At 73.7% G+C, this 13,319-nt stretch carries 13 protein-coding genes; 4 read left to right on the top strand and 9 right to left on the bottom strand.

Annotated elements, in window-relative coordinates; genetic code table 11:
• Positions 1-186: 186 nt before the first annotated feature.
• Entirely contained in the window at positions 187-1,539 is a 1,353-nt protein-coding gene (locus ACFQPP_RS14440) for a hypothetical protein (protein ID WP_376917355.1), read from the bottom strand.
• Positions 1,540-1,688: 149 nt separating this feature from the next.
• Between ACFQPP_RS14440 and ACFQPP_RS14445 the strand changes: the two genes are divergently transcribed.
• A complete protein-coding gene (locus ACFQPP_RS14445; protein ID WP_376917357.1) occupies positions 1,689-1,979 on the top strand; it encodes a chorismate mutase in 291 nt (96 codons plus the stop codon).
• Positions 1,980-2,098: 119 nt separating this feature from the next.
• Here ACFQPP_RS14445 and ACFQPP_RS14450 read toward each other — a convergent pair whose 3' ends face one another.
• Together ACFQPP_RS14450 and purL are read right to left on the bottom strand one after the other, a co-directional pair.
• Positions 2,099-2,380, bottom strand: coding sequence for a peptide methionine sulfoxide reductase (locus tag ACFQPP_RS14450; protein ID WP_376917358.1), 282 nt, complete (start codon positions 2,378-2,380; stop codon positions 2,099-2,101).
• Positions 2,381-2,541: 161 nt separating this feature from the next.
• Entirely contained in the window at positions 2,542-4,836 is a 2,295-nt protein-coding gene (gene purL / locus ACFQPP_RS14455; protein WP_376917360.1) for a phosphoribosylformylglycinamidine synthase subunit PurL, read from the bottom strand.
• A 249-nt stretch (positions 4,837-5,085) separates the two neighbouring features.
• Between purL and ACFQPP_RS14460 the strand changes: the two genes are divergently transcribed.
• A complete protein-coding gene (locus tag ACFQPP_RS14460; protein WP_376917361.1) occupies positions 5,086-5,568 on the top strand; it encodes a hypothetical protein in 483 nt (160 codons plus the stop codon).
• A gap of 193 nt (positions 5,569-5,761) precedes the next feature.
• Here the strand turns inward: ACFQPP_RS14460 and ACFQPP_RS14465 are convergent, their stop codons facing one another.
• The 4 genes from ACFQPP_RS14465 to purS form a co-directional block, all read right to left on the bottom strand.
• On the bottom strand, positions 5,762-6,214 hold the full coding sequence (locus tag ACFQPP_RS14465) for a DIP1984 family protein (RefSeq protein ID WP_376917362.1): 453 nt from the start codon (positions 6,212-6,214) through the stop codon (positions 5,762-5,764).
• A gap of 172 nt (positions 6,215-6,386) precedes the next feature.
• On the bottom strand, positions 6,387-7,967 hold the full coding sequence (locus ACFQPP_RS14470) for an AMP-binding protein (RefSeq protein ID WP_376917363.1): 1,581 nt from the start codon (positions 7,965-7,967) through the stop codon (positions 6,387-6,389).
• Positions 7,968-8,124: 157 nt separating this feature from the next.
• On the bottom strand, positions 8,125-8,817 hold the full coding sequence (gene purQ, locus ACFQPP_RS14475; RefSeq protein WP_376917364.1) for a phosphoribosylformylglycinamidine synthase subunit PurQ: 693 nt from the start codon (positions 8,815-8,817) through the stop codon (positions 8,125-8,127).
• Positions 8,814-9,068, bottom strand: a complete 255-nt coding sequence (gene purS / locus ACFQPP_RS14480) for a phosphoribosylformylglycinamidine synthase subunit PurS (RefSeq protein WP_376917365.1) — start codon at positions 9,066-9,068, stop codon at positions 8,814-8,816. Before purS ends, purQ begins: the two co-directional genes overlap by 4 nt.
• A 192-nt stretch (positions 9,069-9,260) precedes the next feature.
• Here purS and ACFQPP_RS14485 point away from each other — a divergent pair, with 192 nt between their 5' ends.
• Positions 9,261-10,160, top strand: coding sequence for a neutral zinc metallopeptidase (locus ACFQPP_RS14485; RefSeq protein WP_376917366.1), 900 nt, complete (start codon positions 9,261-9,263; stop codon positions 10,158-10,160).
• Positions 10,161-10,475: 315 nt separating this feature from the next.
• On the opposite strand, the gene ACFQPP_RS14490 is transcribed toward ACFQPP_RS14485, so the two are convergent.
• The gene (locus ACFQPP_RS14490) at positions 10,476-11,363 is read right to left on the bottom strand and encodes a phosphoribosylaminoimidazolesuccinocarboxamide synthase (RefSeq protein ID WP_376917367.1); all 888 of its coding nucleotides are present in this window, start codon (positions 11,361-11,363) and stop codon (positions 10,476-10,478) included.
• Positions 11,363-12,634, bottom strand: a complete 1,272-nt coding sequence (gene purD / locus ACFQPP_RS14495) for a phosphoribosylamine--glycine ligase (protein WP_376917368.1) — start codon at positions 12,632-12,634, stop codon at positions 11,363-11,365. Before purD ends, ACFQPP_RS14490 begins: the two co-directional genes overlap by 1 nt.
• Positions 12,635-12,799: 165 nt before the next feature.
• Between purD and ACFQPP_RS14500 the strand changes: the two genes are divergently transcribed.
• Positions 12,800-13,159, top strand: coding sequence for a sterol carrier family protein (locus ACFQPP_RS14500; protein ID WP_376917369.1), 360 nt, complete (start codon positions 12,800-12,802; stop codon positions 13,157-13,159).
• The last annotated feature ends 160 nt before the right edge of the window (positions 13,160-13,319 follow it).

A 13,319-nucleotide genomic window follows, 5' to 3' on the forward strand; every position in this document is an offset into this window, starting at 1 on the left:
GGCAGCACGCGCTCGGGATGGTGGCGCATCGCCCGCGATGGCAGCAGCCGCTCGGGATGGCGGCGCATCGATGGCAGCACGCGCTCGGGATGGTGGCGCATCGTCCGCGATGGCAGCACCCGGCCGGGATTCTGGCGCGTCGTCCGCGATGGCTTCGCGCATCGCGTGCGGCGTGCGACCGGTCCGTCAGCCGAGGCGGTCGGCCTGCGGGAGGCCCGTCACCCGGCGCGCGCGCACCGCATCGAGCGTCGAGCGGCCCACGGCGAGCACCACCATGCGCCTCGCCGTCGCGACGAGCACGACGAACAGCAGCACGTTGCGGGCCGTGAGCAGCACGACCGCCCACGCCTGCAGGTCGACGAGCGCCATGTACGCGACGGGGAAGATGATCGTCGTCAGCAGCCCGGTCGCGAGCAGCGTCGCCGTCATGCGGCGCCACCACCGCTGCGCGGCACCGTCGACCGTCGCGAGCGCAGCGACCGCCACGGGCAGGATCCACAGCATGTACTGCGGCGAGCCGACGCGGTTGCAGGCGAACATCGCGACCGTGACGACGAGGGATGCCGTGAGCAGGGTCTCGTGGCGGTCGGCGCCGCGCCGGACCGCGACGCGTGCGAGCACGAGCGCCGCGATCGTCGCGAGCAGCATGAGGGGCGTCGACGCCTCCTGCGCGAGCCCGTCGAGCGGCCCGACGACCTCGCGCGTCGCGAGCGCGACGTTCTGGAACACGGCGGCGTCGCGCACGTCGAGCATGGCCATCCACACCCACGGCGTCGCGAGCGGCGCCTCGAGCTGCAGGTTGCGGTCGTCCTGCATCATCGCGAAGGAGGCGAGGAAGCCCGCGTTGCCCATCGCGACCGCGAGCAGCACGACGCCAGCCGTGACGGCGAGCCCCGCCTGCAGGACGCGCATGCGCTCGTGCAGCACGACGATCGCGGCGCCGACGATCGCGGCGGGCCACACCTTGATCCACGTCGCGACGGCGAGCAGCGCACCCGCGAGCCACGGCCGCCTCGCGAGCAGGGCGACGGCGACGACGACGAGCGGCGCGGTGACGCCCTCGAGCCGCAGCAGCGCGACGGGCGCGAGCACGAGCAGCATCCCGAGCCACGCCCAGCCCGCGATGATGGCGCGCGTCGTGCGCGCCGCGAGCAGCGTGCGCAGCGCCAGCGCGTCGAGGGCGATGACGAGCGCGAGCCACACCGTGAGGTACGGGGAGGCGCCCGCGAGGTTCGCGAACCCGATCGGCAGCCACGCGAGCAGCGGGTACACCCACGCCTCGTCGATGCCGACGATGCCGCGGCCCTCGAACGCATCCATCGCCCACTCGCGGTAGAGCGGCAGGTCGCCGAGCGTGTCGCCCGCGACCATGTGCCCGGCGAACGCAGCGATCGTGGCGCCCTGGAGCACGGCGAACGCGAGCCACACGGTGCGAGGCTCCCGCCAGCGGGGTGCGAGCCGCGCGATGGCGCGCGTGTGGCGCAGCGCGCTCGTGCGGGTGCGCGCGGTCGTGGCTGATGCTCGCTCGGTGGTCGTCATCGAAAGGCCACGGTAGGTGCCCAGCCTCGGGATCGAGCCCCGGATCGGCATCTCGTCGCCGCCTCGACACGCAACGTTCATCCCCGCGGCCGCAGTCGCTCGAGGCCTCTGCGCATGGTCGACGGGCGTGCGATGCGTAGGGTGGATGGGTGTCCGCACACGACGAGCTCGACCGCTACCGGAGCAGCATCGACAACATCGATGCCGTGCTCATCCACACGCTCGCCGAGCGCTTCAAGCTGACGCAGGCCGTGGGCGCGCTGAAGGCTGCGGAGGGCATGCCGGCGTCCGATCCGGGGCGCGAGCAGCGGCAGATCGCGCGACTGCGGCAGCTCGCCGAGGCATCGGGGCTCGACCCGGCGTTCGCGGAGAAGTTCCTGAACTTCGTGATCGCCGAGGTCATCCACCACCACGAGCAGCACGCCGCCGGTCAGGGCTGAGCGCGGCTGCGGCGAGGGCTGCGCGCGCGTCGCGCGGCTCGCGCGGCTGGGGGAGGTGGCCGTGCGTGGCGCCGGTCGCGAGGGCGCTGCCCGCCTCGCGCCGCGCGTGAGGATCCCGCTCAGCGGGTCGTCGACGCATCCTCGTCTGGCAGGGCTCGCAGCACGGCCAGCACCTGCTCGGCGGGCATCTCGCAGGGCTTGAGGTGCGTGCCGGACGCCGTGCGCCACACGTTGGCGCTCATGCGCCCGGTGCCGCCGAGCTCCTCGCCCTCGATGGTGCTCGAGCGACCGTCGGCATGGTCGACGCGCGTGACTCCCCATGCCCGCCCGTGGATGCGGTGACGGCTCCACCCGAGTGGGATGCGGTCGACGAGCGCGTCGAGGTCGTCGGCATCGGCCATGGCGTCACGCTAGCGCGAGCAGGACTGGTCGCTGGTCGGGCTGGACTGGTCGCTGGTCGGGTCGGACTGGTCGTTGGTTGGGCTGGACTGGTCGCTCGTGGGAACAACGAGCGACCAGCCACCCCTACGAGCGACCAGTCACCCCACGAGCGACCAGTCGGTCAGGCGAAGCGGTCGTAGATCGTCGAGCCGTGGCGCTGCCGCAGCTCGTCGAGGCCGATCGTGAAGACGTCCTGCACCTCGATCGAGCCGGTCGTCGCATCCGTCGCGCCGATGCGCATCGAGGGCACGCCGCGCGCAGCGCACATGCCCTGGAACCGCACGTCGTCCTCGCGCGGCACGGCGACGAGGATGCGCGCGCCCGACTCCGAGAACAGCGCGGCCGTGAGGTCGACGCCGTCGCGGTCGCAGAGCTCGTCGAGCCACACGCGAGCGCCGATGCCGAAGCGCAGCGCACCCTCGGCGAGCGTCACGCCGAGGCCGCCCTCCGACAGGTCGTGCGCGGCGGCGAGGAGGCCCTCGTGCGCCGCGGCCTGCACGAGGCCGGCGATGGCGCGCTCGGCGGCGAGGTCGACGATCGGAGGCGTGCCACCGAGGTGGTCGTGCACGACGCCCGCCCATGCGGAGCCGTCGAGCTCGTCGCGGGTCGTGCCCAGCAGGTACAGGTGCAGGCCGTCGTCCTGCCAGCCGGCAGGCACGCGGCGGGCGACGTCGTCGATCACGCCGAGCACGCCGACCACGGGGGTCGGGTGGATCTGCGTCTCGCCCGTCTGGTTGTAGAACGACACGTTGCCGCCCGTCACGGGGATGCCCAGCTCGACGCAGGCGTCGGCGAGCCCGTCGACCGCCTCCGCGAACTGCCACATGACCGCGGGCACCTCGGGGTTGCCGAAGTTGAGGCAGTCGGAGACGCCGAGCGGCGTCGCACCCGTCGCGGCGACGTTGCGGTACGCCTCGGCGAGCGCGGCCTTCGCGCCCTCGCGCGGGTCGAGCTGGCAGTAGCGGCCGTTGGCGTCGACCGAGACGGCGAAGCCGAGCCCCGACTCCTCGTCGATGCGCACCATGCCGGCGTCGTCGGGCATCGACAGCGCCGTGTTGCCGAGCACGTACGAGTCGTACTGCTCGGTGATCCACGACGTGTCGGCGATGCCCGGGCTGCCGGCGAGCGCGAGCAGCTCGGAGCGCAGGCCCGCCGCCTCCGAGCGCGGCAGGCGCGACGTCGTGTCGGCGTTCAGCGCATCGAGCCACTCGGGGCGCGCCATGGGTCGGTCGTAGACGGGGGAGTCGATGGCGACGGTGCGGGGGTCGACGTCGACGATCGTCTCGCCGCCGTGCGTGATCACGAGTCGGCCCGTGCCGGTGACCTCGCCGAGCACGCTCGTCTCGACGTCCCACTTCTCGGTGACGGCGAGGAAGGCCTCGAGCTTCTCGGGCGTCACGATCGCCATCATGCGCTCCTGCGACTCCGACATGAGGATCTCCTCGGCCGTGAGCGTGGGGTCGCGCAGCAGCACGTGGTCGAGCTCGACCTGCATGCCGCCGTCGCCGTTCGACGCGAGCTCGCTCGTCGCGCAGGAGATGCCGGCGGCGCCGAGATCCTGGATGCCCTCGACGACGCCGGCCTGGAAGAGCTCGAGGCAGCACTCGATGAGCACCTTCTCGGCGAACGGGTCGCCCACCTGCACCGCGGGGCGCTTCGCGGGGCCCTCGTCGTCGAACGACTCCGACGCGAGGATGGATGCGCCGCCGATGCCGTCGCCGCCCGTGCGCGCGCCGAAGAGCACGACCTTGTTGCCGGCGCCGCGCGCGTTGGCGAGGTGGAGGTCCTCGTGGCGCAGCACGCCGACCGCGAGCGCGTTGACGAGCGGGTTGCCCTGGTAGACGGCGTCGAACACCGTCTCGCCGCCGATGTTCGGCAGGCCGAGGCAGTTGCCGTAGAACGAGATGCCGCCGACGACGCCGTGCACGACGCGCGCCGTGTCGGGGTGGTCGATCGCGCCGAAGCGCAGCGCGTCCATGACGGCCACGGGGCGTGCGCCCATCGAGATGATGTCGCGCACGATGCCGCCCACGCCGGTCGCGGCGCCCTGGAAGGGCTCGACGAACGACGGATGGTTGTGGCTCTCGATCTTGAACGTCACCGCCCAGCCCTCGCCCGCATCCAGCACGCCGGCGTTCTCGCCCATGCCGACCATGAGGCGCTCGCGCATCTGGTCGGTGACCTTCTGCCCGAAGACCTTCAGGTGCTTCTTGGAGGACTTGTACGAGCAGTGCTCGGACCACATGACGGAGTACATCGCCAGCTCGCCCGACGTGGGGCGGCGGCCGAGGATCTCGCGGATGCGCTCGTACTCGTCGGTCTTGAGGCCGAGCGCCGCGTACGGCTGCTCCTTCTCCGGGGTCGCGATCGCATGCTCGACGGTGTCGGCTGCGGGGCGGGCGGGGGCATCGGGCACGGGCGTAGACCTCACGGCTCAGGGCGGATGCGGTGCTCCCGAGTCTAGCCGCGGCACGCATGCTCGGCGTCGCGCACTCTTCCCCGCCGGGGACCGGGCGCCTGATGTCGCCGAGTGGGCAGCAGATGCTCGGATGCGGCGTGTCCCGCAGCATCGACTGCCCACTCGACGTGGGAGGCGGGGGAGGGGCGGATGCGGCGCGCGACTCGAGGGCGCGGGGCGGATGCGGCGCGCGACTACCGTGGACGGATGCGCCAGCCACGTCGCTCCGCCGCGCACGCACGCCGCCGTCGCGCGCTGCCGTGGGTGGCGTTCGCGGCTGCCGTCGGCATCCAGCTGTGGGGCCTCTACGCGCCGAGCACGCCCGACGGCCCGGGCATCCCGGGCCTCGACAAGGTCGCGCACGTCGGCATGTTCGCGCTCGCGATGGCCACGGGCGTGATCGCCGGGCTGCCGCCGCGCCTCCTCGCGGCGGCGCTGCTCGTGCACGCCGGCATCTCGGAGGTCGTGCAGGGCGCGCTGCTGCCGACGCGCTCGGGAGACGCGTGGGATGCGGTGGCCGACGCGGCGGGCATCGCGCTCGGGTGGCTCGTCGCGACGCCGTTCGCGCCGAGCCGGGCGCGCAGGCCCGCGGCGGTCGTGCGCCGCCCGGAGGCCTCCGCGGCGCCGGTCCCGGGGCGCGAGGCGCGTCCGCCGGCCGGCGGTGGGCGCGACGCAGCACCCGAGCGCTGACGAGAGTCCCCGATCCCGCCCTCGCCGCGAGGGTCGGCACGTGGTGGTGATGCGTGCGCGGTCGAGACTGCGCGTGTGCGGCGTGCCGGGCGAAGGATCCGAAGCGGATGCGTCGGCCCGTCGACGCTGCAGAGCCTGCCATTGCCCCGGCAGGCGTGGGGTTCGTGCCCGCTCCCGCGCGGCTACCGACTCGTCAGCGCAGCTCCGTCGACCAGTTCACCTCCTGGATGCGCAGGTCGAGCTCTCGCAGGGCCTTCGCGGTGTCGTCGGCGGCGGCGCGGATGGCGGCGACGTCGCTCGTGGGCAGGAGGCGCAGCTCGGCGCCGCGCATGCGGTCGGCGAACGGCGTGGACGCGTCGGCGAGCGACGTGAGCGTGCGGTGCCGTCGGCGCAGGGTGTCGCGACGCGCGAGCGCGGCGGTGACGGGCACGCCGTCGACGTCGGTCGCGGCGTTCGTGAGGTTGATGCGCACGACGAGACGCTCGAGCTCGTCGAGCACCGCATCGTGCTCGGCCATGAGCGCTGCGGGGTCGTCGACGGGCGCGGTGCCCTCCTGCGTGACGGCGGCGCGCATCGCGCGCTGCGCGAGCGCGTCGGCACGCGTCGCGAGGTCGGCGCGGTGGCTGAGGGCTGCTGCGAGACGCATGCGTCGACGCTACCGGCGCGCGCTGGGCGACGCATGCGAGGGTCGCGTGGCCCGCATCCCGACGGCGCCCGGAAGGCGGCGTCGCGATCCCCGACGGCGACGACGCCTCGTCGACCGGCACGCCGGGGCCCTGCGGCGCTCCACCTGCGTCGCGACGCGGCGCCCGGCGGCGTCAGAGCGACGCCTTGAGGTCCTTCCGCAGGATCTTGCCCGACGTCGACTTCGGGATGGCCTCGACGTAGGCCACGCGGCGCACCTTCTTGTACGGCGCGACGCGCTCGGCGACCCACGCCATGAGGGCATCCGGATCCTCCTCGCCGGCGGCGGCCGGCACGACGAACGCCATGGGATCCTCGTCGCCGTCGTCGGTGCGCACGCCGATCACCGCGACGTCCGAGACGGCGGGATGCGTGAGCAGCAGCGCCTCGAGCTCGGCGGGCGCGACCTGGTAGCCCTTGTGCTTGATGAGCTCCTTGAGGCGGTCGACGATGTGCACGTTGCCCGCGGCGTCGTACGCGGCCATGTCGCCCGTGCGCAGGAACCCGTCGTCGCGCAGGGTGTGCGCGGTGGCCTCCGCGTCGTCGAGGTAGCCGAGCATGACCTGCGGACCCCGCACCCACAGCTCGCCCGGCTCGGAGAGGCCGTCGTGCTCGGGCGGCTCGATGGGCTCGCCCGACTCGATGTCGACGATCCGATCCTCCGTGCCGCCGATGACGACGCCGACGCATCCGAGCGGGCGCGCGTCGCCCTCGCCGCGCGCGAACGCGTGGCTCACGGGGCTCAGCTCGGTCATGCCGTAGCCCTGCAGCATCTCGATGCCGACGCGCCTCGCGACCGCCTGCCCGAGCTGCTCGTCGAGCGGAGCCGCGCCGGAGAACGCGGTGCGCAGGCTCGACAGGTCGTAGTCGTCGACCATGGGGTGCTTCGCGAGCGCGACCGCGATCGGCGGTGCGATGAACGCGAACGACACCTGCTGGTCCTGGATGACGCGCAGGAACTCGGCGAGGTCGAAGCGCGGCATCGTGACGAGCGTCGCGCGCGTGCGCAGCGCGAGGTTCAGCAGCACCGTCATGCCGTAGATGTGGAAGAACGGCAGCACCGCGAGCACGCGCTCGCCGCGCTCGACGCCGAGGATCGGCTCGCACTGCGCGACGTTGGCGACGAGGTTGCGGTGCGACAGCATGACGCCCTTGGGCTTGCCCGTCGTGCCCGACGAGTACGGCATGACGGCGACGTGCGTCGCGGGGTCGATGCGCACGTCCGGTGCGGCATGCCCGGCGGCGAGCAGCTCGGGGAGGCTCGCATGCCCATCCATGCCGTCGAGCACGACGATGCGGTCGTCGGCGATGCCGACGGCGTGCGCCGCCTCGATCGACTGCGGTGCCAGCGGCGAGACCGTGACGTGCGCGACGGCCCTCGATGCCCGCAGCTGATGCTCGATCTCGCCCGCGGTGTACAGCGCGTTCACGGTGGTGGCGGTCGCGCCGGCGCGCAGGATGCCGTGGAAGGCGATCGCGAACGCCGGCACGTTGGGGCAGTGCAGGCCGACGACGTCGCCCGGCCGCACGCCCATCGCGGCGAGCGCGCCAGCGAACGCCTCGGAGCGGCCGACGAGCTCGCCGTAGGTCATCACCGCGCCGGATGCGCCGTCGACGAGGGCGGGCAGCGCCCGGTCGTCGTCGGTGAGGTCGTCGAACAGCGCGGCGAACACGCTCGTGTCGGCGATGACGGGCTCGGGGCGGGTGCTGCGCATGGCGTCTCCTTCGCGGGGCCGACCACGTCGTCGAGCCCGTGGCGGCAGCCTAGGCCGCGGCAGGGCGCGCGGATAGCGCTTGCGGCGCGCGCGCCGACGCACCCGTCCCGTTGCGAGGCACGCTTCGCGCGGCGAGGCACGCACCTCGCAGCGGGCGTCAGGCCGCCGCAGCCTCCAGCGCGAGCGCGAAGATCGTCAGGCCGTCGAGGCCCGAGCGCATGCGGGCCGACGTGTCGGGGCCGAAGCCCAGCTCGACGGCGTGCTCGGGATGCGGCATGAGGCCGACGACGTTGCCCGCGGCGTTCGAGACGCCGGCGATGTCGTCCATCGAGCCGTTCGGGTTGCGACCGGCGTACCGGAAGGCCACGAGGCCCTCGCCCTCGATGCGCTCGAGCTCGGCCTTCGGCGCGACGAAGCGGCCCTCGCCGTTCTTCAGCGGGATGACGATCTCCTGGCCGGGCGTGAAGCCGCTCGTCCAGGCGGTCGTCGTGCGCTCGACGGTGAGGCGCTGGTCGCGCTGCGTGAAGAGGCCGGTCGCGTTGCGCACGAGTCCGCCGGGCAGCAGCTTCGCCTCGGCGAGCATCTGGAATCCGTTGCAGATGCCGAGCACGGGCACGCCGCGCCTCGCGGCGTCGACGACCTCGGTCATGATCGGCGAGAGCGACGCGATCGCCCCGGCGCGCAGGTAGTCGCCGTAGGAGAAGCCGCCGGGCAGCACGAGCGCGTCGACGCCCTGCAGGTCGTGCTCGCGGTGCCACAGCGCGACCGGCTCGTGGCCGGCGAGGCGCACGGCGCGCTGCGCGTCGCGGTCGTCGAGCGTCCCCGGGAAGGTGACGACGCCGACCCTCACGCCTCGTCCTCCACGTGGATGCCCACGACGTCCTCGATGACGGTGTTCGCGAGCACGTCCTCGGCGACGGTGCGGATCTGCACGAGCAGCTCGTCGGTCACCTCGCCGTCGACCGTGAGCTCGAAGCGCTTGCCGATGCGCACCTGGCCGACGGCCTCGTGGCCGAGGCGGGCGAGGGCGCGGGTCACGGCCTTGCCCTGAGGGTCGAGGATCTCGGCCTTGGGCATGACGTCGACGACGATGAGGGGCATGGGCTTCGACTCCTCGCGGGGTGGGATGCGCCCAGTCTACCGACGTCGGATGCCGCCGTCTGCGGCCACCGGCCCGCGACTGCGCGCACGGGATGCGCGTGAGCGGCGCACCGAGGGTGCATTCCACCCCGCGTGCCGCTCACGCTCATCTCGTGCGGCCGCGACCGAGCGAGCGCGGGCTACGCTTCCGCCATGACGTTCCGCGGCGATGCGCAGTTCGACACGACGCAGGTGCGCCGGAGGGGTGGCGGCGGCCGCGGTGGCGCCATCGCGCTCGGCGGTGGCGGCCTCGTGACCGTGCTCCTGTTCGTGGTGTCGTCGTTCCTCGGCATCGACCTCACAGGCCTCGGCAGCGCCATCCAGCAGGATCCGTCGGCAGGCTCGGGCAGCGACACCGAGGTCATCGGCTGCACGGGCGAGCAGGCGAACGAGCCCGCGAACTACCAGTGCCGCATGGAGGGCGGGGCCGACTCGCTCTCCGCGTACTGGACGGGCGTGTTCGCGCAGAACTCGCTCGACTACCGCGAGCCGTCGGTCGTGCTCTACTCGGCGCAGGTGGCGACGGCCTGTGGCAACGCGTCGAGCGCCGTCGGCCCGTTCTACTGCCCGGGCGACGAGCAGATCTACATCGACGAGACGTTCTTCGACCAGATGCGCACGCGCTTCGGCGCCTCGGGAGGCTCGCTCTCGCAGCTCTACGTGCTCGCGCACGAGTGGGGCCACCACGTGCAGCAGCTCACGGGCGACCTGCAGCGGATGAACCATCAGGACACCGGCCCGTCGGGCTCGGCGGTGCGCAGCGAGCTGCAGGCCGACTGCTACGCGGGCGCCTGGATCGCCGCGGCGTCGACGACCGACGACCAGGGCGGCGGCGATCCCGTGCTCGTCGCACCGACGCAGGCCGAGCTGGACGACGCGCTCGACGCGGCCGCCGCGATCGGCGACGACAACCTGCAGCAGCAGTCGGGGCAGGGCGTGAACCCCGACTCGTGGACGCACGGCTCGAGCCAGCAGCGGCAGACGTGGTTCGCGAACGGCTACCGCGACGGCGTCTCGGCGTGCGCCGCCGTGTGGCAGGTGCCGACGCCGTAGCCGGTCGCGCGGCGACGGCAGCATGCCGTCGGCCTCGTGCCGGCATGCCGTCGGCGTGGACGGGCGTGCCGTCAGCGTCGACCGGGCACGCCATCAGCGGTGACGGGGCGTGCCGTCAGCGTCGATGGGCATGCCGTCAGCGGTGACGGGGCGTGCCGTCGGACTCGGTGACGGCGTGCCGTCCACGGCGACGCGCCATGCCGTCAGCGGCGACGGCGGCTGCCCGAGCCTCGTCACGCGAGCCCGGGCCCTCGCCGACGCGCGCCCCGGCCATCCTCCCGACGCGCCCCGACCGCGCGCACGGTCGACACTCCGTCAGCCGACGAGGCGCTCCAGCAGCTCGGCGTAGCGAGCGGCGGTGCGGTCGACGATGGATGCGGGGAGCGCGGGCGGCGCACCCGCGCGGTCCCAGCGCCCGGCGGCAGCCTCGGCGAGCAGCCAGTCGCGCACGATCTGCTTGTCGAACGACTCGACGCGGCCGGCGGCGAGCGCGTCCGCATCCCAGTAGCGCGACGAGTCGGAGGTCAGCACCTCGTCGGCGAGCACGATGGCGTCCGACGCGTCTCGGCCGAACTCGAGCTTCGTGTCGGCGAGCACCAGGCCGCGCGACGCCGCGATCTCGGCGCCGCGCGCGAAGACCTCCAGCGATCGCGACCGCAGCGTCTCGGCGGCGTCGGCGCCGACGAGCTCGACGACGCGCGAGTACGGGATGTTCTCGTCGTGCTCGCCCTTCGGCGCCTTCCACGCGGGGGTGAAGATCGGCTCGGGCAGCGCGTCGCCGTCCTGCAGGCCCGAGGGGAGCTCCACGCCCGAGATCGCACCGGTCTCGCGGTACTCGACGAGCCCGGATCCCGTGATGCGTCCGCGCACCACGCACTCGACGGGCAGCATGTCGAGGTTGCGCACGAGCAGCGAGCGGCCGGCGACGGCATCCGGGATGCGTGCTGCGGCATCGCCCCCTGCACGGTGGTCGCCCGCGAGCTGCGCCTCGTCTCCGAGGGTGCGCAGCCACCACGTCGTCATCGACGTGAGCGTGGCGCCCTTGCCGGGGATGGGCGGCTCGAGCGCGTGGTCGAAGGCGGAGACGCGGTCGGAGGCGACCATGAGGATGGCGTCGGCCGACGCGAGGTCGGAGCCGGCGGGCACGTAGAGGTCGCGCACCTTGCCCTGGTAGGCGAGGTCGTAGCCGGGGAGGTCGGCCATCAGGCCTCCGCGGCGGCGCGCGCGATGTCGGTGCGCGCCTGCGAGCCCTCGAGGCGGATCACCTCGACGCCTGCGTACGCGCGCTCGCGGGCCTGCGCGAGCGTGGCGCCCGAGCCGACGACGGAGAGCACGCGGCCACCGGTCGCGACGAAGCCGTGCTCCTCGCTCACCACGGTCGCGGCATGCATCACGTGCACGCCCTCGAGCGCGTCGGCATCGGCGATGCCGGCGATGGCGCGGCCCGTCTGCGGGTCGTCGGGGTAGCCCTCGCTCGCGACGACGACGGTCACGGCCGCGCCTCCGCCGAACTCGAGCGGTGCGACGCCGGCGAGCGCGCCGGTGGCGGCGGCGTGCAGGGCGGCGCCGAACGGCGACGTGAGGCGCGGGAGCACCACCTGCGTCTCGGGGTCGCCGAAGCGGGCGTTGAACTCGATGACCTTGATGCCCGCATCCGTCACGATGAGCCCGCAGTACAGCAGGCCGACGAACGGGGTGCCCTCGGCGCGCAGGGCGTCGATGGTGGGCTGCGCGATGGTGGCGACGACCTCGTCGACGAAGGCCTGCTCGCCGCCGAAGCGCTGCTCGAGCCAGGGGAGGGGCGAGTAGGCGCCCATGCCGCCGGTGTTGGGGCCCTCGTCGCCGTCCTGGAGGCGCTTGAAGTCCTGCGCGGGGGCGAGGGGACGCACCGTCGTGCCGTCGGAGAGGAGGAAGAGGCTGACCTCGGGGCCCTGCAGGAACTCCTCGACGAGCACCGGGCCGTGCGACAGCCAGTAGCGGGCGTGGTCGGCGGCGGCGTCGCGGTCGCTCGTGACGATGACGCCCTTGCCGGCGGCGAGGCCGTCGGCCTTCACGACGTAGGGGGCGCCGACGGCGTCGAGCGCTGCGGCCGCCTCCTCGACGGTCTCGGCGCGCGTCACGGATCCGGTGGGCACGTTCGCGGCATCCATGATGCGCTTCGCGAAGGCCTTCGAGCCCTCGAGCTGCGCCGCCTGCCGCGACGGGCCGAACACGGGGATGCCGACGGCGCGCACGGCGTCGGCGACGCCGGCGACGAGCGGGGCCTCCGGGCCGATGACGACGAGCTCGGCGCCGAGGTCGGTCGCGAGCCGGGCGACGAGCTCCCCGTCGTTCTGGTCGACGCGCACGGTCTCGACGACCTGCGCGATGCCTGCGTTGCCGGGGGCGGCGACGACCGAGTGGTCGCCGTCGCGCAGCAGCGCGGTGATGATGGCGTGCTCACGCGCGCCGGAGCCGAGGACGAGGATGCGCACCCGCCCATCCTACGAGCGCGCGTGCCTGCGGGCTCGCGCGTGCGCGTCCCCTCGCCCGCCCCCGTCCTTCTGAGGTTCTCGGCCGTCTGTGATCTCAGAACCGGCCGAGAACCTCTCAAGGATCGGGATGCGGGGGTCGTCGGAGGCGGGCGGTAGCGTCGCAGGGTGGCCGCGAAGCGCATCCCCGACCTCGCAGGGCTCGACGCCGTGCGCGCCGCGCTCGGCGATGGCGCGAGCAGGGACGACCGCGCGATGGCCGTGCGCTACACGCTGCAGTGCCTCGCCGACCGCGCACCCGGCAAGAGCGTCGAGGTGCGTGTGCCGCCGTTCGGCGCGGTGCAGGCCGTGGAGGGCCCGGGGCACACGCGCGGCACCCCGCCCAACGTCATCGAGACCGACGCCGCGACCTGGCTCGCCCTCGCGACCGGGGCGACGACGTGGGCGGATGCGGTGGCAGGCGGCGCCGTGCGCGCCTCGGGCGTGCGCGCCACGCTCGACGGCTGGCTGCCGCTCGTGCGGGCCTGACGCCGCCCTGCGCCGGCACCCCGCCCCGCACCGGGCGCTCGGTGTCGTTCTCGGGCCCCGATGACAGCATCGAGTGCCCAGTCGGCGGCATCGAGTGCCCAGTCGGCGTCGGGCGTCGGGGACGCGTGGGCGGCGGGGCGCAGCTCGTGAGCGGGAGGCG

Source organism: Agrococcus sp. GCM10030265, from assembly GCF_042666675.1.
Lineage (GTDB): Bacteria > Actinomycetota > Actinomycetes > Actinomycetales > Microbacteriaceae > Agrococcus.